Here is a 17,732-nt window from a genome sequence, read left to right as displayed (position 1 = left end):
CACAGGAGAAAACCATGGCCAGCCACGCTTCCGGACCCACCGTCATTGCCCCCGCCGCCGACCTGCCCGACTGGGCGCTGCGCTCGGTCGACCTCGCCAACCCGCGCCTCGGCGCCAAGGCGCTCGCCGCCTCCGACGACTTCTTCGCCGAGGTCTCGCGCATGCTCAACCCGGAACCGGCGCAGTTCGTGCCGGGCAAGTTCGACACCAACGGCAAGTGGATGGACGGCTGGGAATCCCGCCGCAAGCGCGTCGCCGGCCACGACTGGGCGCTGGTCAAGCTCGGCGTCAAGGGCAGCATCCGCGGCTTCGACGTCGACACCAGCCACTTCGTCGGCAACTACCCGCCGGCCGTCTCCATCGAAGCCTGCGTTTCCGACAGTGATGACGTCGCGGCGCTGCAGGCCGCGCAATGGACCGAAGTCCTGCCCGCTACCGCGCTCGGCCCGAGCAGCCATCACATCGTCGAAGCCGTGTCCGGCGACGCGGTATGGACCCACCTGCGCGTCAACATGTACCCGGATGGCGGCATCGCCCGCCTGCGCGTCTACGGCCAGCCGGTCGGCGGCCTGGAAAACGCCTGCGCCAGCCAGCTGGTCGACCTCATCGCGCTGGAAAACGGCGGCCGCCCGGTGGCCTGGAACGATGCCAGCTTCGGCTCCACCGTCACCGCGCTGCTGCTGCCGGGACGCGGCGTGAACATGGGCGACGGCTGGGAAACCCGCCGCCGCCGCGAGCCGGGCAACGACTGGTGCGTCATCGAACTGGGCGCCCCGGGCGTCGTCGAGAAGATCGAAGTCGACACCGCCTTCTTCAAGGGCAATTACCCGGACCGCTGCTCGATCCAGGCCGCCTGCGTCACCGGCGGCACCGACCGCTCGGCGACCACGCAGTCGATGTTCTGGGCCACGCTGCTGCCCGAACAGAAGCTGCAGATGGATGCCGTGCATACCTTCGAGGAGCAGGTCGCCCAGCTCGGCAAGATCACCCACATCCGCTTCAACATCTTCCCCGACGGCGGCGTGTCGCGCCTGCGCCTGTGGGGCAAGGTCGCCAAGTAAGGAGCCTGCGATGACGACGATCACCCTGACCCCGCAGCCGTTGACGCGCGAGGCCTTCGCGCCCTTCGGCGAGGTCATCGAGGCGAGCGATGCCGCCCGCCATTTCACGATCAACGGCGGCAATACCGAGCGCTACCACGACCTGGCGAACATCGAGCCGGGCGCCGACGGCAAGGTGATCGTCTCCATCTTCCGCGGCCAGGCGCGCCAGCTGCCGTTCGCGGTGGCGATGATGGAGCGTCACCCGAAGGGCAGCCAGGCCTTCGTGCCGATGTCCGGGCGGCCCTACCTGGTCGTCGTCGCGCCGGCCGGCGCGGCGCCGACAGCGGCCAACCTCAGCGTTTTCCTGGCGCGCGGCGACCAGGGGGTGAACTACGCCACCGGCGTCTGGCATCACCCCTTGCTGGCGCTGGGCGGCGTTTCGGATTTCCTGGTCGTCGATCGCAGCGGTCCCGGCGACAACTGCGACGAAGTGCAACTGGCGGAGCAGGGCCTGATTCCGGCATGTAGCTAGTGTGCGGCGCCACACTCGGCGTGCTCGACCTGGGCCGCCCGGTCGGCATGGCGCCAGCCGAATGGCGGGCCCGCGTCGATCTGGCGGCGGCCTATCGCCTGGCCGCCGCCTGCGGCTGGGACGACCTGGTCTATACCCATCTTTCCTGCCGCCTGCCGGGGCGCGACGATGCCTTCCTGATCAACGCCTTCGGCCAGGCTTTCGATGAAATCACCGCCTCCGGCCTGCTCGTCATCGACACCGCCGGGCAGGTCATCGACGGCAGCGGCCGGCGCGCCAACCCGAGCGGCTTCGCGCTGCACGGCGCGGTGCATAGGGGGCGTGCCGACGCCCATTGCGTCATCCACCTGCACAACCCGGCGGCCGTCGCCGTCTCGGCGCTGGCGGGCGGCTTGCTGCCGCTGTCGCAGCACGCCTTGCGCTTCTGGAACGACATCGCCTACCACGACTACCAGGGGCTAGCGCTCGATGCCGCCGAGCAGGCGCAGATCATCGCCGAACTCGGCGGGCATCGCGCCATGCTGCTGCGCAACCACGGCAGCCTGGTCTGCGGGCGCAATGTCGCCGAGGCTTTCGTGCTGATGCATACGCTGGATACCGCCTGCCGCATCCAGCTGCAGGCCATGGCCGCCGGCGACGCGCTGGTCGTGCCGCCCGCCGATGTGCTGGCGCGCAGCCACGCCCAGCTCACCGCCGACCCCGAACCCGAAGGCGCCATCGAATGGCCGGCCCTGCTGCGCCGCCTGTGGCGCAGCTGTCCCGATTTTGCCTCCTGAACGAAAGGAAATCCCATGCCGACCCTGCATGTCGAACTCTTCGCAGGCCGCAGCGCCGAACAAAAGCGCCAGCTGGTCGCTGCCCTGACCGAAGCCACCGTGCGCGTCCTCGACTGCGCGCCGGATGCCGTCGATATCGTGCTCAGCGAAGTCAGCCGCGAGCACTGGGCGACCGGCGGCGTGCTGTGGTCGGAGCGCCAGGGCTGAGCGATTCAGCCGGCCGGCCGCGCGGCGCGCAGCGCGAGCAGGTAGAGGCCGGCGAGCGCGCCGCCGATCAGCAGCATGCCGGCGAATTCGGCCGGGCTGGGCGTTTCGCCGAGTTCGATCCAGCCGGCGAGGACGCCGATGGCCGGGGTGCCGAGCGAGGATAGCCCGGCCTGGCCGGCCGGCAGGTTCTGCAGGATGTACAGCCACAGCACCCAGGCCAGCCCGGTGGCGAGCAGCGCATTGAAGGCCAGCGCGCCGAAGAAGTAGGGCACCGGCTGGATTGGCCGGCTGCTGAAAACCAGCGCCACGATGCACAGGGCCAGCGAGCCGAAGAGCATCTGCCAGGCGGTCAGCGCGAGCAGGTCGAAGTCGTGGCGGGCGCGCAGGCGCTTGGCGTAGAGCGTGGCGCTGGCCCAGGTCAGGCCGGCGGCGAGGCCGAGCAGGTTGCTGAACCAGCTGCCGCCGGCCTGCCACGGTTCCAGGAACAGCAACAGGCCGCCGCCGGCGCTGGCGACGGCCAGCCATTGCCCGCCGCGTATGCGCTCGTCGAGGATCGCCCAGGCCAGCGGAATCAGCCAGAACGGCATGGCATAGACCAGGACGGCCGTCTTGCCGGCGCCGCCGGCGACCAGCGCCCACTGGATCAGCGCCGTGAAGGCCGCCGTCTGCAGCAGGCCGAGCACGGCGACGCGGCCGGGCGAGGCGATGGCCAGCGGGCGCTTGAGCAGGCGCAGGCAGATGAACAGCGAGGCGGCGCCGAGCAGCGTGCGCAGCGCGGAAAAATCGAAGGGATCGACATAGGGCACGACCTGTTTCATGACGACCCAGTTGTAGCCCCAGACCAGCGACAGGATGATCAGGGCCAGGCCGGCGAAGTGGCGGGGAGGTGAGGGTTTCATCGGTATCTGCGGGGAAGGCGGCGTTTTCCGCGCTGCTGGGCGGCGCGGCGGAGGCTCGGGAAGGCCGGAGCATAGCGGAAGGCCAGTCGGCGGCAAGCCGGCCGGCGGCGAACCGCGCATGTTGCACTGCGGAATAAGTGTATGCAAGAGCTGTCGGTGCCTGTTGTGCCGGGGCGTGTCGCTTGCTGCGTCGCAATAATACGAAATTCGTTATGTTGCGTATCGCAGTCCGGTGATTGCGGTCCTTCCACGGCTCTCTACACTGCAATCACACTGTTGCCAAGAGCGAGGCCATGAGCCTGCCGACCGCGTCGAAACGGGTTATCCCCCGGTCGATATCCGACGGTCAAGAAAACGCTCAACGGTACGGTGTGTCGCTTCCTCATGCCTTGGCGCAGGGGGGCGGCCTTAAAACCCAAAGGTAGGAGAGTTTCAATGTCGGAGAAAACAACGGGGGAAATTCCCAACAAGGTCGATCCGGTCGACGAGGTGCTGCCGCCGGTACGCCTTTTCACCCTCGGCCTGCAACACGTCCTGGTGATGTACGCCGGGGCCATCGCGGTACCGCTGATCGTCGGCGGCGCGCTCAAGATGCCGAAGGAACAGATCGCTTTCCTGATCAATTCGGACCTCCTGTGCTGCGGCCTGATCACCATCATCCAGTCCCTTGGCGTCGGCAAGCTCGGTATCCGCCTGCCGGTGATGATGGGTGTCACCTTCGCCGCCGTCGGTCCGATGGTGGCCATGGCCGGCAACCCGGAACTGGGCATCAACGCGATTCTCGGCTCGGGCATCGCCGCCGGCATCTTCGGCATGGTGTTCGCACCGCTCGTTTCGCGCTGCCTGCCGCTGTTCCCGCCTGTCGTCACCGGCACGATCATCTCGGTGATCGGCATTTCGCTGATGCGGGTCACGGTGAACTGGGCAGCGGGCGGCCAGCCGATGATCAAGGATGTCGCCAGCGGCCAGATGGTGCCCAATCCGAGCTACGGCGCGCCCGAGCACCTGGCCATCGCCGGCCTGGTGCTGGTCAGCGTGCTGCTGATCACCCGCTTCGGTCGCGGCTTCATGTCCAACGTCGCGGTGCTGCTCGGCATCCTGGTCGGTTTCGGCGTGTCGATGGCGCTCGGCAAGGTCAGCTTTGCCGGCATCGATAACGCGCCGTGGGTGGCCATGGTCGATCCGCTGCATTTCGGCATGCCGATCTTCGACCCGGTGTCGATCGCCACGATGTGCCTGGTGATGATTGTCGTGATGGTCGAGTCGCTCGGCATGTTCCTGGCCATCGGCGACCTGACCGGGCGCAAGGTGACGCGCGACGACCTGACGCGCGGCCTGCGGGTCGACGGCCTGGGCACGCTGGTCGGCGGCCTGCTGAACACCTTCCCGCATACCTCGTTTTCGCAGAACGTCGGCCTGGTCGGCGTCACCGGGGTCAAGAGCCGCTGGGTCTGCGTCGTCGGCGGCGGCATCCTGATGGCTTTCGCGCTGCTCCCGAAAATGGCCCACATCATCGCCTCGGTGCCGCAGTTCGTGCTCGGCGGCGCCGGCATCGTGATGTTCGGCATGGTCGCCGCCACCGGCATCAAGATCCTGATGGGCGCCAACCTGGGCAGCAACCGCAACAACCTCTACGTGGTCGCCGTCAGCCTCGGCCTGGGCATGATCCCGCTGGTTTCGCCGACCTTCTTCCACGCCATGCCCAAGGCCCTCGGCCCCTTGCTGCACAGCGGCATCCTGCTTGCCGCCATTTCGGCCGTGCTGCTCAACCTGTTCCTGAACGGCGCCGGCAAGAAGGGCTCGGTCGACGCCGCCCCGGCCCACGCACACTAATAAACAACCACAACGGAGATAATTCAAATGCACAAGAAAACCGCAGTTTCCCTGGCCGCAACCCTCGCCTGCCTGGCCGGCCAGGCCCAGGCCGCCGACTGGAGCGACACCTTCATCGGCTACCGCTACGGCGAGGAGTTCCGCGAGCCGAACAACACCAGGGACGTCACCAAGAGCGTGCTGCAGCTCGGCCACGTCAGCGGCTACGCGCTGGGCCAGAACTTCTTCAACCTCGACGTGCTCCAGTCCGACCGCAACGACCCGGCGCAGGGCGGCGGCACCGGCGCCACCGAGTTCTACCTCACCTACCGCCACCAGCTGCAGCTCGGCAAGGCGCTGAGCAAGGACTTCTCCTTCGGCCCGGTCAAGGATGTCGCGCTGACCGCCGGCTTCGACCTGAACACCAAGGATACCGCCGTCGCCCCGCGCAAGCGCTTCCTGGCCATCGGCCCGACGCTGAAGTTCAACGTTCCCGGTTTCCTCGACGTCAGCCTGCTGGCGGCGCAGGAGTCGAATCACAACGGCTTCGGGACGGTTTCCAAGAACGTCAATTTCGACACACAGCTGATGTTCAACGTGGCCTGGGGCATTCCCTTCCAGGCCGGCCCGCTGCCGCTGAAGTTCCAGGGCTTCCTGAACTACCTGACCGAGAAGGGCAAGGACTACAACGGCGTCAATACCGCGCCGGAAACCCTGATGCGCACGTCGCTGATGCTCGATGCCGGCCAGCTGGCATTCAACCGCAAGAACCTGTTGTGGGTCGGCGTCGGCTACGAATACTGGAACAACAAGTTCGGCTACCACGACCGCAGCGCCACCAACAGCGCCCCGAAGGACGGCATCCGCACGACGACGCCGACGCTGCAGGCCGAACTCCACTTCTAAGCCGTTTTCGGCAATGGCCGGCGACCCGACGGGCCGCCGGCATTCGGCGAGCGCCCGTAGCGGGCAGCTCGCGCAAAGGTGCCGGAGGGCACCTTTTTTTCACCTTTTCGGAATAGACATGACCCAAATTTCTGCCATCAACGGGCTGGAGATCCTCGACTCACGCGGCAATCCCACGCTCGAAGCCACCGTCACGCTGAGCAACGGGCAATGCGGCCGGGCGGCCGTCCCCTCCGGCGCTTCCACCGGCAAGCGCGAGGCGCTCGAGCTGCGCGACGGCGATCCGGCGCGCTTCGGCGGCAAGGGCGTACTGAAGGCCCTCGGCCACATCGAGGGGTCGATCGCCGACGCCTTGCGCGGCATGGATGTGCGCGACCAGGCGGGCATCGACCGCCGCCTGATCGAACTCGACGGCACGCCCGACAAATCCCGGCTCGGCGCCAACGCCATCCTCGCCGTCTCGCTGGCCTGCGCTCATGCCGCCGCCCAGGCCGAAGGGCGCCCGCTGTATCGGCAGCTGGCCGGGATGGGCGAGGCGGGTGAAGCGCCGCTGCTGCCGGTGCCGCTGATGAACGTCGTCAACGGCGGCGCGCACGCCAACAACAGCCTGGATATCCAGGAATGCATGATCGTCCCGCACGGCTTCGCCAGCTTCAGCGACGCCCTGCGCGCCGGGGTCGGGGTTTTCCACGCCCTGCGCGGCCTGCTCGACCGTTCCGGCTTCCCGACCTCGGTCGGCGACGAGGGCGGTTTCGCGCCCAATGTCGGCTCGACCCGCCATGCGCTGGACCTGATCGTCGAGGCCATCACGCTGGCCGGCTACGTGCCGGGCCGCGAGATCGGCCTGGCCCTCGACTGCGCCGCTTCCGAGTTCTACCGCGACGGCCGCTACGTGCTGGCCGGCGAAGGGCAGAACCTGTCGAGCGCCGAGTTCAGCCACTACCTGGCCGGGCTGGTCAACGACTACCCCATCCTCAGCATCGAGGACGGCATGGCCGAGGACGACTGGGCCGGCTGGGGCCTGCTCACCGACCGCCTGGGGCGGCGCGTGCAGCTGGTCGGCGACGACCTGTTCGTGACCAACCCGGCGATCCTCGCCAGCGGCATCGAGAAGGGCATCGCCAACGCCATCCTGATCAAGGTCAACCAGATCGGCACCCTGAGCGAAACGCTGGCCGCCATGCGCCTGGCGCGTCAGCACGGCTACGCTTCCATCGCCTCGCACCGTTCCGGCGAAACCGGCGACACGACCATTGCCGACCTCTCCGTGGCCACCGCCTGCGGCCAGATCAAGACCGGCTCGGCCAGCCGTTCCGACCGCATCGAGAAATACAACCGCCTGCTCGCCATCGAGCGCCAGCTGGGCGGTGCGGCGCGTTTCGCCGGCAGCGCGGCCTTCGGGCGGGGCTGAGATGTATCAGGGGCTGGTTCTCTTCTACGTCGGCGCCGTGCTGATCCTCAACGGCTTGTGGATGCTCGGGCGCATCGACGACCGGGAAATCGCGGCGATCAACGTGTTCACCGGCGGCCTCAGCCTGGCGGTGGCGCTGAAACTGGCCTTCGGCGCCGAGGCCGACGCGGTCTCGGTGCGCAGCGCCGCCTGGTCGCTGCTCTTCGCCTTCATCTACCTGTGGGTTGCCTGCAACCGCTACAACGGCAGCGACGGACGCGGGCTGGGCTGGTTCAGCCTGTTCGTCGCGCTGAGCGTGCTGCCGATTGCGGCGGAAGCGCTGGCCGCCGCCCAAACGGCATGGGACTGGTGGCAGGCGCTGTCGTGGGCGGCCTGGGCCGGCCTGTGGTTCCTCTTTTTCCTGCAGCTGGTCTGCGCCAGGCCGTGGGGCCGTCCGATCGCCGGCGTCGCCATCGTCCAGGGCATCCTCACCGGCTGGCTGCCCGGCTACCTGTTGTTGACCGGCCGCCTGGGCTGAACTGAAGGCAAGCATGACTGTTTTGCGCACCCTGTACGACCTGAGCGAACGCCTGGTCTGGAATTCACTGACCCGCAAGTTCTGCAGCCTGTTCCTGGTCTGCCTGCTGCAACTGGCGCTGCTCGGGCAGATCTACCTGGCCCGCGAGGAAATCCGCCGGCTGCCGGCGGAGGCGCCGGCCAGCCAGGCGTTGCCGGCGATGGATGCGCTGTTCGGCTGGGGCGTCGGGCTGTGGCTGGCCGGCTTCGCCTTCATCGCCTTCATGGTCTGGTACCTGCGTTTCCTGATCGTGCGGCCGATTGCCGCGATCATCGGCATCTTCAACGAAATCGGCGCCGGCGTCGGCAACCTGACGCGCGACCTGCCGATGCTGACGCACGACGAGTTGCGCGACCTCGCCGTGGCCTACAACCGCTTCCTGAAAAAGATGCGGCAGCTGCTCAACAACGCCCGCCTGATGACCTTCCGCATCGGCGTCGGCGTCGCCGCATCGCGGCGCAACCTGAGCGAATCGACGTCGATCGCCGAGGTCCAGGAACGGCTGGCCGGCGAGGTGGCGGCAGCCAGCAACCGGACGACAGCCGGCATCGACGAGGTCAGCCGCGCCACCGAGGAGATTGCCGCCAATACGCTGGGCAACCTGCAGATCGCCCGCGCCTCGCACGACGAGCTGGGCGACGCGGCGCACCGGGTGAGCCAGATCAGCGAGCGCACCGTCGTCTTCAGGGAAACGGTCGCCGACCTTTGCCGGCGCTCGGAGAACATCAAGTCCATCGTCGCGCTGATCAAGGGCATTTCCGACCAGACCAACCTGCTGGCGCTCAATGCCGCCATCGAGGCGGCACGGGCCGGCGAGGCCGGGCGCGGCTTCGCCGTCGTTGCCGACGAGGTGCGCGGCCTGGCCGAGCGGGTCAAGGCGGCGACCGACGAAATTTCCGGCAAGATCGACGACATGCTCGACCTGGTCGGCAACACCCGCCACGCCACGGAGCAGATCACGGTCGAGGCGGCGCATGCCCGCCAGGTCATGGATCGCACATCCGGCAGCTTCGCCGTGATGATGGGCGATTTCGAGCGCGCCGCCGGCGCCCTGGCGGAGATCGCCCGCTCGCTGGGCGATTTCGCCGCCGGCAACCGTTCGGTCAACGGCCACGTGGTCGATATTTCCGGGCTCAGCCGGCAGGTCTGCGGCCATCTCGGCGACAGCCAGGCGGTCGCCGACCGGCTCGACGCCTCGTCGGGCAAGATCCAGGAGCTGGTGCTGCGCTTCATCGTCGGCGAAGGGGAGTTCCACGACATCATCAACGCCATGCAGGCGGCGCGCGGCGAGCTGCAGGCGCTGCTCGAACAGGCGCAGGGGCAGGGCGTCGATGTCTTCGACCGCCAGTACCGGCCGCTGCCCGGCACCGAGCCGGCGCAGTACCGCACCGGCTACGACGCGCGCCTGGAAAAGCCGATCCGGGCGGTGATCGACCAGGTGCTGAATCGTTTCGCCTGGGGCCGCTTCTGCGTGCTGGTCGACGAGAACGGCTACGCGCCGACGCACAATAGCCGCTACGCCCATCCGGCCAGCGGCGACCCGCTCGTCGACCGCGAGCGCAGCCGGCACAAGCGCCTGTTCGACACGCCGGATGCGCTGCTGGCGGCGCGCAACCGCGCCAAGCCCTTCCTCATCCAGACCTATACCCGCGACAACGGCGACATCCTGACCGAGCTGTCGCTGCCGGTCAGCGTCGGCCAGCGCCACTGGGGCGCCCTGCGCTTCGGTTTCGACACCACTGACTGGCCGTTGATGGAAGTCTAGGCGTGCCCGCCCTCCCAGTAACCCGGCCGGTTGTAGGTTTCCTTGAGGTAGTCGATGCAGTGCCGGACCTTGGCCGGCAGGTAGCGCTGCTGCGGGTAGACGGCCTGGATCGGGTAGCTCGGCGCGGCGAACTCGTCGAGCACGGTGACCAGCTCGCCGCGCTTGAGTTCGGCCTGGATTTCCCAGGTCGACCGCCAGCCGATGCCCAGCCCCTCCTTGACCCAGGTGTAGAGCAGTTCGCCGTCGTTGCAGGCGAGGTCGCCGTCGACGCGGACGGCGGTGAGGCGGCCGTCGCGCATGAAGTTCCAGCCGCGCTGCTGGCCGCCCTGCAGGTTGAAGGCCAGGCAGTTGTGGTCGGCCAGGTCTTCCGGCACGCGCGGCACGCCGTGCCGCTCGAAATAGTCCGGCGTGCCGCAGACGACGCGGCGGTTGGGGTAGAGCGGCACGGCGACGTAGTTGGGATCGGTGACTTCGCCGATGCGCAGCGCCATGTCGTAACCCTCGCGCACCAGGTCGACGACGCTGTCGGTGAAGTTGAACGACAGCTTGAGTTCCGGGTAGGCGGCGCGGAAGGCCGGGGCATGCGGCGCGATGTGGCGGCGCCCGAAGGCGGCCGGGGCGGAGATCACCAGGTGGCCGCGCACCGAGCTGCGGTCGGCGCTGATGCCGCTTTCGACGCTGTCGAAATCGCGCAGCAGTTGCCGGCACTGTTCGAGGAACTGTTCGCCGAGCGCGGTCAGCGTCAGGCCGCGCGTCGAACGGTGCATCAGGCGCACGCCGAGGCGGGCCTCCAGCCCGTCGAGGCGGCGGCCCATGACCACCGGCGTGACGCCCTCGATCAGCGCGGCGGCGGCGAAGCTGCCCTTTTCGGCGACCAGGACAAAACTGCGGATTTCAGTATAGCGGTCCATTCGGTACTCCAAGTATCGACAGAAGCAATGGTAGCAGCAATTCAAGCCGCCGGGCTTTATCGCTATCCTGAATCCATCGCAATAACCCCCACATAAATACGGAGTGAGATATGGCAAAGATGAGAGCAGTTGACGCCGCCGCCGCGGTGATGAAAAAGGAAGGTGTCGGGACCGTGTTCGGCGTTCCCGGCGCGGCGATCAACCCGCTGTACTCGGCGATGCGCAAGAATGGCGGCTTCAATCACGTGCTCGCCCGCCACGTCGAGGGCGCTTCGCACATGGCCGAGGGTTACACCCGCGCCAAGGCCGGCAATGTCGGCGTCTGCATCGGCACCTCCGGCCCGGCCGGCACCGACATGATCACCGGCCTCTATTCCGCATCGGCCGACTCGATACCTATTCTATGCATCACCGGCCAGGCACCGCGTGCCCGCCTGTACAAGGAAGACTTCCAGGCCGTCGATATCGAATCGATCGCCAAGCCGGTCACCAAGTGGGCCGTCACCGTGCGCGAACCGGCCCTGGTGCCGCGCGTCTTCCAGCAGGCTTTCCACCTGATGCGCTCGGGCCGCCCGGGGCCGGTGCTGATCGACCTGCCGTTCGACGTGCAGATGGCCGAGATCGAGTTCGACATCGACACATACGAGCCGCTGCCGCTGCACAAGCCGGCCGCCACCCGCGCCCAGGCCGAGAAGGCGATGGAGATGCTGAACGCCGCCGAGCGCCCGCTGCTCGTTTCCGGCGGCGGCGTGATCAATGCCGATGCTTCCGCCAAATTGCAGGAATTCGCCGAACTGACCGGCGTGCCGGTGATCCCGACCCTGATGGGCTGGGGCACGATCGCCGACGACCACCCGCAGATGGTCGGCATGGTCGGCCTGCAGACCTCGCACCGCTACGGCAACGCGACGCTGCTCGCCTCCGACTTCGTGTTCGGCATCGGCAACCGCTGGGCCAACCGCCACACCGGCTCGGTCGAGGTGTATACCGAAGGCCGCAAGTTCGTCCATATCGACATCGAGCCGACCCAGATCGGCCGCGTCTTCGGCCCGGACTACGGCATCGTCTCCGACGCCGGCGCCGCGCTCGACCAGCTGATCGCCGTCGCCCGCGACATGAAGGCGGCCGGCTCGCTGCGCTGCCGCAAGGCCTGGCTGGCCGACTGCCAGGAGCGCAAGCGCACGCTGCAGCGCAAGACGCATTTCGAGCAGGTGCCGATGAAGCCGCAGCGCGTCTATGAAGAGATGAACGCCGCCTTCGGCAAGGACACCTGCTACGTGACGACCATCGGCCTGTCGCAGATCGCCGCCGCGCAGTTCCTGCACGTCTATCGCGAGCGCCACTGGATCAACTGCGGCCAGGCCGGCCCGCTCGGCTGGACCATCCCGGCCGCCCTCGGCGTCTGCGCCGCCGACCCGTCGCGCAAGGTGGTGGCGATCTCCGGCGACTACGACTTCCAGTTCATGATCGAGGAACTCGCCGTCGGCGCCCAGTTCAAGCTGCCCTACCTGCACGTCGTGGTCAATAACGCCTACCTCGGCCTGATCCGCCAGTCGCAGCGCGGCTTCGACATGGACTACTGCGTCCAGCTCGCCTTCGAGAATATCAACGCGCCGGAAACCGAAGGCTACGGTGTCGATCACGTCACCGTCGTCGAAGGTCTCGGCTGCAAGGCGATCCGCGTGCGCAAGCCGGAGGACATCCAGCCCGCCTTCGCCCAGGCCCGCGCCTGGATGGAGGAGTTCCGCGTGCCGGTGGTGGTCGAGATCATTCTCGAGCGCGTCACCAATATCTCGATGGGCGTCGAGATCAACGCCATCAACGAGTTCGAGGAACTGGCCGCAACCGGCGCCGACGCGCCGACCGCCATCTCGATGCTCGACTAAAAGACAAAGCCAAAGGAGGAGTTTCCCATGCCGAAGTTTGCCGCCAACCTGACCATGCTCTTCACCGAGCTGCCTTTCGTCGAACGCTTCCAGGCCGCCGCCGAAGCCGGCTTCAAGGGGGTCGAGTACCTCTTTCCCTACGACTTCCCGGCCGAGGTGCTGGCCGCCGAGTTGAAGAAGCACGGCCTGACGCAGGTGCTGCACAACCTGCCGGCCGGCGACTGGGCGGGCGGCGAACGCGGCATCGCGGTGCTGCCGGAGCGGGTCGAGGAGTTCCGCGCCGGCGTCGACCGTGCCATCGCCTATGCGACGGCGCTGGGTTGCACCCAGGTCAACTGCCTGGCCGGCATCGTCCCGGCCGGCGCCTGCCAGAACACGGCGCGCCGCACCTTCGTCGACAACCTGCGCTTTGCCGCCGACAAGCTCAAGGCGGCCGGGATCAAGCTGCTGATCGAGCCGATCAACACCTACGACATCCCCGGCTTCTTCCTGAGCCGCACGGCGCAGGCGCTGGAGATCATCGCCGAGGTCGGTTCCGACAACCTGTTCGTGCAGTACGACATCTACCACGCGCAGCGCATGGAAGGCGAACTGGGCAACACCATCGCCAGGAACCTGGCGCAGATCGGCCACATCCAGCTTGCCGACAACCCCGGGCGCAACGAGCCGGGCAGCGGCGAGATCAACTACCCGTGGCTGTTCGCCCACATCGACCGGCTTGGCTACAGCGGCTGGATCGGCTGCGAATACAAGCCGGCCGCCGGCACCCGTGAGGGCCTGGGCTGGATCGACCGCCTGACGGCAGGCAACTAACCCCCAATTCCAACAGAGCAGGAGATAAGAAAATGGCACGTATCGGATTCATCGGTCTCGGCATCATGGGCGCACCCATGGCGGCCAACCTCATCGCCGGCGGTCACACGCTGTATGTGTATTCGCATGGCCCCATTCCGCAATCCCTGAACCACGCCGTGGTGTGCACCGACGCCAAGGATGTCGCCGAGCATTCGGAAGTGATCATCGTCATGGTCCCCGACACGCCGCACGTCGAGGACGTGCTGTTCGCCAGCAAGGGCGTCGCCGCCGGCCTGAGCAAGGGCAAGATCGTGGTCGACATGAGCTCGATCTCGCCGGTCGCCACCAAGGATTTCGCCAAGCGCATCAACGCCCTCGGTTGCGAATACCTCGACGCGCCGGTTTCCGGTGGCGAAGTGGGCGCCAAGGCGGCCAGCCTGACGATCATGGTCGGCGGCAAGCAGGAGATCTTCGACAAGGTCAAGCCGCTGTTCGAGCTGATGGGCAAGAACATCACCCTGGTCGGCGGCAACGGCGACGGCCAGATCACCAAGGTGGCCAACCAGATCATCGTCGCGCTGACCATCGAAGCCGTCGGCGAGGCGCTGCTGCTGGCCGCCAAGGCCGGGGCCGATCCGGCCAAGGTGCGCTCGGCGCTGATGGGCGGCTTTGCCGCCTCGCGCATCCTCGAAGTGCATGGCGAGCGCATGGTCAATCGCACCTTCAACCCGGGTTTCCGCATCGAACTGCACCAGAAGGACCTGAACCTGGCGCTGGCCACCGGCCGCCAGCTCGGCGTGGCGCTGCCCAACACCGCGACGGCGCAGGAGCTGTTCAACACCTGCGCGGCGCACGGCGGCGCCGGCCTCGATCACTCGGCGATGGTCAAGGCACTGGAAAAGATGGCAAATTTCGAAATCGGCCAGTAAGGCTGCCATCTTTTCACCTCGCAAGGAGTCATCGGCATGAATAGCACGCCCCGGGACCTGCTCGGAAAAATGTTCGCCGCCGCGGTCAACGCGGCGCAACCGGAACATTGCATTCCCCCCTACCTGCCGGCGCCGCCGCCAGGCCGCACCATCGTGATCGGTGCCGGCAAGGCCTCGGCGGCCATGGCGCAGGCCTTCGAGCGCCACTGGCCGGGGCCGCTCGAAGGGCTGGTCGTCACCCGCTACGGCTACGCGGTGCCCTGCGAGCGCATCGAGATCGTCGAGGCGGCGCACCCGGTGCCCGATGCCGCCGGGCGCGAGGCGGCCGTTCGCCTGCTCAAGCTGGTCGACGGCCTGGGGCCGGACGACCTGGTGATCTGCCTGATCTCCGGCGGCGGCTCGGCCTTGCTGCCGCTGCCCGGCGAGGGCGTGTCGCTGGAGGACAAGCAGGCGATCAACCGCGCCTTGCTGAAATCCGGCGCGACCATTGCCGAGATGAATTGCGTGCGCCGCCACCTGTCGGCGATCAAGGGCGGCCGCCTGGCCGCCGCCTGCTTCCCGGCGCGGGTGGTCAACCTGCTGATTTCCGACGTGCCGGGCGACAACCCGATGGACATCGCCTCCGGCCCGACGGTCGCCGACCCGACCACCTGCGAGGATGCGCTGGCCATCGTGCGCCGCTACGGCATCGAACTGCCCGAGGGCGCGCGCTTCCTGCTCGAAAGCGGCAAGGGGGAAACCGTCAAGCCCGGCGATTCGCGCCTGGCCGGGGTGACCACCCATCTCGTCGCGACGCCGCAGATGGCGCTCGAAGCCGCCGCCGCCGTCGCCGAGGCGGCCGGCGTCAAGCCGCTGATCCTCGGCGACAGCATCGAGGGCGAGGCGCGCGACGTCGGCAAGGTGATGGCCGGCATCGCGCTGCAGTCCGCCCGTCGCGGGCAGCCGGCGGAAGGCCCCTGCGTGCTGCTGTCGGGCGGCGAAACCACCGTCACCGTGCGCGGCCAGGGCCGGGGCGGGCGCAACGTCGAATTCCTGCTGGCGCTGGCCATCGGCCTGAACGGCGAACCCGGCGTCTTCGCGGTGGCCGGCGATACCGACGGGGTCGACGGGCTGGAGGAAATCGCCGGCGCCTTCGTCACTCCCTGCACCCTGGCCCGGGCCTGGGCCGCCGGCGTCAAGCCGCTGGCCAGCCTCGATGCCAACGACGGCCACGGTTTCTTCGAAACGCTGGGCGATGCGCTGGTCACCGGGCCGACGCTGACCAACGTCAACGACTTCCGCGCCATCCTGATCGTCTGAGCGCAGCCGATCCCCATAACAAGGAGACAAGAATGAAACAAATCAAAGCCCTGACGCTCGACGACGTGCGCCAGATAGCGGCCGCGGCGGAGCAGGAGGCGATTGCCTGCGGCTGGGCGGTGAGCATCGCCGTCTGCGATGCCGGCGGTCATGCCCTGTGGCTGCAGCGCATGGACGGCGCGCCGCTGATGAGCGCCCAGGTGGCGCCCGAAAAGGCCCGTACCTGCGTGCTCAGCGGCAAGCCGAGCAAGGCCTTCGAGGACATGGTGAACAACGGCCGCTTTGCCGCGCTGGCCATGCCGGTTGTGCCGCTGGAAGGCGGCGAGCCGATCGTCGTCGATGGCACGATCGTCGGCGCGGTCGGCGTTTCCGGCGTCAAGGCCGGCGAGGACGCGCAGGTGGCGCGCGCCGGCGTTGCCGCGATCCTGGCGCGGGAGGGCGGGGCATGAGGCGCTTTCGCAGATCGCGGATACTGGCCACGCTGGGGCCGGCCAGTTCCACCAAAGAGCAGATTCGCGCCCTGGCCGAGGCCGGGGCCGATGTCTTCCGCCTGAATTTCAGCCACGGCAGCCATGCCGACCACGCCGAGCGCTATCGGACGATCCGCGAGGTCGAAGCCGACATCGGCCGGCCGATCGGCATCCTGATGGACCTGCAGGGACCGAAGCTGCGCATCGGCAAGATCGCCGGCGGCAAGACGACCCTGGTCGAGGGCAGCCGCTTCCGCCTCGACCTGGACAAGGCCGAAGGCGATGCCGGCCGGGCCAACCTGCCGCATCCGGAAATCTTCGCCGCGCTGCAGGTCGGCACCCACCTGCTGCTCGACGACGGTAAGCTGTGCCTGCGTGTCGATGCCTTCGGGCCGGATTTCGCCGAAACCACCGTGCTCGTCGGCGGCGCGCTGTCCGACCGCAAGGGCGTCAATGTGCCCGGCGTCATGCTGCCGATCTCGCCGCTGACCGACAAGGACCGCAGCGACCTGGCCTTCGGCCTGGAGCTCGGTGTCGACTGGGTGGCCCTGTCCTTCGTCCAGCGTCCGGAAGATATCGAGGAAGCGCGCTGGCTGATCGGCGACCGGGCCTGGATCATGGCCAAGCTGGAAAAGCCGCAGGCGATCGAGCATCTCGACCGTATCGTCGCGCTGGCCGACGGCGTCATGGTGGCGCGCGGTGATCTCGGCGTTGAGCTGCCGCCGCAGCAGGTGCCAGTGATCCAGCGCCGCATCGTGCGCGCCGCCCGGGCGGCCGGCCGGCCGGTCGTGGTCGCCACGCAGATGCTGGAGTCGATGATCCAGTCGCCGGTGCCGACGCGCGCCGAGGCGTCGGACGTCGCCACGGCGATCTACGAAGGGGCGGATGCGGTGATGCTGTCCGCCGAGTCGGCCTCCGGCCAGTTCCCGGTGGAGGCGGTGACGATCATGGACCGCATCATCAGCGAGGTCGAGTTCGATCCCGCCTGGCGCATCGGCCTCGACGCCAGCCACAGCGCGGCCGAGGCGACGACACCGGACGCGATCTGCTGCGCGCTGCGCCGCGTTGCCGAGCTGCTCGCACCGGCGGCGACCATCGCCTATACGGTGAGCGGCTTCAGCTGCCTGCGCGCCAGCCGCGAACGCCCGAAGACGCCGATCGTCGCCCTGACGCCGCGCACCGAAACCGCGCGCCGCCTGGCGCTGGCCTGGGGCGTGCATCCGGTGGCCTTCCAGGAAGCCGCCAATCTCGAGACCATGGTCGTCGATGCCGGCCGGGTCGCTGTCCAGCATGGGTTTGCTGCTCCCGGCGATGATGTCATCGTGATCGCCGGCCTCCCCTCCGGTCATTCAGGCAGTACCAATCTCTTGCACGTGGCAAGAGTCCCCGACTAGCTTGCTGGTCCCCTGAATATCCGGATTTTTGCTTACCCCGCGGTCTAGCGCGGGGTAAGCAGCTTTTTCTCTCCCCATGGAGGCGACCATGAACGCCAAAGACACCTTCCTCGCCGCCAACGCCCACGTCGACGAGGCCGC

Annotated in this window: 17 protein-coding genes; 15 read left to right on the top strand and 2 right to left on the bottom strand. The window is 67.9% G+C overall.

Annotation, left to right across the window (positions count from 1 at the left end):
- The first annotated feature begins 14 nt into the window (after positions 1-14).
- Genes alc through Q0P59_RS17770 form a run of 4 tightly spaced genes read left to right on the top strand, consistent with a single transcriptional unit; the run spans position 15 to position 2,558 of the window.
- Complete coding sequence (alc, locus tag Q0P59_RS17785; protein WP_295008878.1) at positions 15-1,061, top strand: allantoicase; 1,047 nt, start codon at positions 15-17, stop codon at positions 1,059-1,061.
- A 10-nt stretch (positions 1,062-1,071) separates the two neighbouring features.
- Complete coding sequence (locus Q0P59_RS17780) at positions 1,072-1,575, top strand: ureidoglycolate lyase (protein WP_295008876.1); 504 nt, start codon at positions 1,072-1,074, stop codon at positions 1,573-1,575.
- Positions 1,575-2,351, top strand: a complete 777-nt coding sequence (locus tag Q0P59_RS17775; RefSeq protein ID WP_295008874.1) for a class II aldolase/adducin family protein — start codon at positions 1,575-1,577, stop codon at positions 2,349-2,351. Before Q0P59_RS17780 ends, Q0P59_RS17775 begins: the two co-directional genes overlap by 1 nt.
- Positions 2,352-2,366: 15 nt before the next feature.
- Positions 2,367-2,558: a 4-oxalocrotonate tautomerase gene (locus Q0P59_RS17770; RefSeq protein WP_295008872.1), complete on the top strand. Its 192-nt coding sequence runs from the start codon at positions 2,367-2,369 to the stop codon at positions 2,556-2,558.
- A gap of 5 nt (positions 2,559-2,563) precedes the next feature.
- Here the strand turns inward: Q0P59_RS17770 and Q0P59_RS17765 are convergent, their stop codons facing one another.
- A complete protein-coding gene (locus Q0P59_RS17765) occupies positions 2,564-3,457 on the bottom strand; it encodes an EamA family transporter (RefSeq protein WP_295008870.1) in 894 nt (297 codons plus the stop codon).
- Positions 3,458-3,892: 435 nt separating this feature from the next.
- Here Q0P59_RS17765 and Q0P59_RS17760 point away from each other — a divergent pair, with 435 nt between their 5' ends.
- From Q0P59_RS17760 to Q0P59_RS17740, 5 genes are all read left to right on the top strand, one after another.
- Positions 3,893-5,290: a nucleobase:cation symporter-2 family protein gene (locus Q0P59_RS17760; protein WP_295008868.1), complete on the top strand. Its 1,398-nt coding sequence runs from the start codon at positions 3,893-3,895 to the stop codon at positions 5,288-5,290.
- A gap of 27 nt (positions 5,291-5,317) precedes the next feature.
- Positions 5,318-6,175: an outer membrane protein OmpK gene (locus Q0P59_RS17755; RefSeq protein WP_295008865.1), complete on the top strand. Its 858-nt coding sequence runs from the start codon at positions 5,318-5,320 to the stop codon at positions 6,173-6,175.
- A gap of 118 nt (positions 6,176-6,293) precedes the next feature.
- On the top strand, positions 6,294-7,586 hold the full coding sequence (eno, locus tag Q0P59_RS17750) for a phosphopyruvate hydratase (protein ID WP_295008864.1): 1,293 nt from the start codon (positions 6,294-6,296) through the stop codon (positions 7,584-7,586).
- A 1-nt stretch (position 7,587) separates the two neighbouring features.
- Entirely contained in the window at positions 7,588-8,103 is a 516-nt protein-coding gene (locus tag Q0P59_RS17745) for an AmiS/UreI family transporter (RefSeq protein WP_295008862.1), read from the top strand.
- A 13-nt stretch (positions 8,104-8,116) separates the two neighbouring features.
- Positions 8,117-9,907, top strand: coding sequence for a methyl-accepting chemotaxis protein (locus Q0P59_RS17740; protein ID WP_295008860.1), 1,791 nt, complete (start codon positions 8,117-8,119; stop codon positions 9,905-9,907).
- On the opposite strand, the gene Q0P59_RS17735 is transcribed toward Q0P59_RS17740, so the two are convergent.
- Entirely contained in the window at positions 9,904-10,818 is a 915-nt protein-coding gene (locus Q0P59_RS17735; RefSeq protein WP_295008858.1) for a LysR family transcriptional regulator, read from the bottom strand. The genes Q0P59_RS17740 and Q0P59_RS17735 overlap by 4 nt on opposite strands.
- A gap of 110 nt (positions 10,819-10,928) precedes the next feature.
- Here Q0P59_RS17735 and gcl point away from each other — a divergent pair, with 110 nt between their 5' ends.
- From gcl to pyk, 6 genes are read left to right on the top strand one after another with little or no spacing between them, the layout of a single operon-like run.
- Positions 10,929-12,704, top strand: a complete 1,776-nt coding sequence (gene gcl / locus Q0P59_RS17730) for a glyoxylate carboligase (protein ID WP_295008856.1) — start codon at positions 10,929-10,931, stop codon at positions 12,702-12,704.
- Positions 12,705-12,731: 27 nt separating this feature from the next.
- Positions 12,732-13,517: a 2-oxo-tetronate isomerase gene (gene otnI, locus Q0P59_RS17725; protein WP_295008854.1), complete on the top strand. Its 786-nt coding sequence runs from the start codon at positions 12,732-12,734 to the stop codon at positions 13,515-13,517.
- 32 nt (positions 13,518-13,549) lie between these two features.
- The gene (locus Q0P59_RS17720) at positions 13,550-14,428 is read left to right on the top strand and encodes a 2-hydroxy-3-oxopropionate reductase (RefSeq protein ID WP_295008852.1); all 879 of its coding nucleotides are present in this window, start codon (positions 13,550-13,552) and stop codon (positions 14,426-14,428) included.
- Between the two features lie 36 nt (positions 14,429-14,464).
- A complete protein-coding gene (locus Q0P59_RS17715; RefSeq protein WP_295008850.1) occupies positions 14,465-15,727 on the top strand; it encodes a glycerate kinase in 1,263 nt (420 codons plus the stop codon).
- Positions 15,728-15,759: 32 nt separating this feature from the next.
- Complete coding sequence (locus tag Q0P59_RS17710) at positions 15,760-16,176, top strand: heme-binding protein (protein WP_295008848.1); 417 nt, start codon at positions 15,760-15,762, stop codon at positions 16,174-16,176.
- Complete coding sequence (pyk, locus tag Q0P59_RS17705; protein WP_295008846.1) at positions 16,173-17,591, top strand: pyruvate kinase; 1,419 nt, start codon at positions 16,173-16,175, stop codon at positions 17,589-17,591. The genes Q0P59_RS17710 and pyk overlap by 4 nt, the downstream gene beginning before the upstream one ends.
- The last annotated feature ends 141 nt before the right edge of the window (positions 17,592-17,732 follow it).

It is taken from the genome of uncultured Dechloromonas sp. (genome assembly GCF_945957265.1).
Classification (GTDB): Bacteria; Pseudomonadota; Gammaproteobacteria; order Burkholderiales; family Rhodocyclaceae; genus Azonexus.
This window is presented reverse-complemented; position numbering and strand designations above follow the sequence as displayed.

Bases quoted from the DNA above. Each gene is read 5' to 3' on its own strand.
- alc (WP_295008878.1), top strand. From the start codon at position 15: ATGGCCAGCCACGCTTCCGGACCCACCGTCATTGCCCCCGCCGCCGAC.
- Q0P59_RS17780 (WP_295008876.1), top strand. From the start codon at position 1,072: ATGACGACGATCACCCTGACCCCGCAGCCGTTGACGCGCGAGGCCTTC.
- Q0P59_RS17770 (WP_295008872.1), top strand. From the start codon at position 2,367: ATGCCGACCCTGCATGTCGAACTCTTCGCAGGCCGCAGCGCCGAACAA.
- Q0P59_RS17765 (WP_295008870.1), bottom strand. From the start codon at position 3,457: ATGAAACCCTCACCTCCCCGCCACTTCGCCGGCCTGGCCCTGATCATC.
- Q0P59_RS17760 (WP_295008868.1), top strand. From the start codon at position 3,893: ATGTCGGAGAAAACAACGGGGGAAATTCCCAACAAGGTCGATCCGGTC.
- Q0P59_RS17755 (WP_295008865.1), top strand. From the start codon at position 5,318: ATGCACAAGAAAACCGCAGTTTCCCTGGCCGCAACCCTCGCCTGCCTG.
- eno (WP_295008864.1), top strand. From the start codon at position 6,294: ATGACCCAAATTTCTGCCATCAACGGGCTGGAGATCCTCGACTCACGC.
- Q0P59_RS17745 (WP_295008862.1), top strand. From the start codon at position 7,588: ATGTATCAGGGGCTGGTTCTCTTCTACGTCGGCGCCGTGCTGATCCTC.
- Q0P59_RS17740 (WP_295008860.1), top strand. From the start codon at position 8,117: ATGACTGTTTTGCGCACCCTGTACGACCTGAGCGAACGCCTGGTCTGG.
- Q0P59_RS17735 (WP_295008858.1), bottom strand. From the start codon at position 10,818: ATGGACCGCTATACTGAAATCCGCAGTTTTGTCCTGGTCGCCGAAAAG.
- gcl (WP_295008856.1), top strand. From the start codon at position 10,929: ATGGCAAAGATGAGAGCAGTTGACGCCGCCGCCGCGGTGATGAAAAAG.
- otnI (WP_295008854.1), top strand. From the start codon at position 12,732: ATGCCGAAGTTTGCCGCCAACCTGACCATGCTCTTCACCGAGCTGCCT.
- Q0P59_RS17720 (WP_295008852.1), top strand. From the start codon at position 13,550: ATGGCACGTATCGGATTCATCGGTCTCGGCATCATGGGCGCACCCATG.
- Q0P59_RS17715 (WP_295008850.1), top strand. From the start codon at position 14,465: ATGAATAGCACGCCCCGGGACCTGCTCGGAAAAATGTTCGCCGCCGCG.
- Q0P59_RS17710 (WP_295008848.1), top strand. From the start codon at position 15,760: ATGAAACAAATCAAAGCCCTGACGCTCGACGACGTGCGCCAGATAGCG.
- pyk (WP_295008846.1), top strand. From the start codon at position 16,173: ATGAGGCGCTTTCGCAGATCGCGGATACTGGCCACGCTGGGGCCGGCC.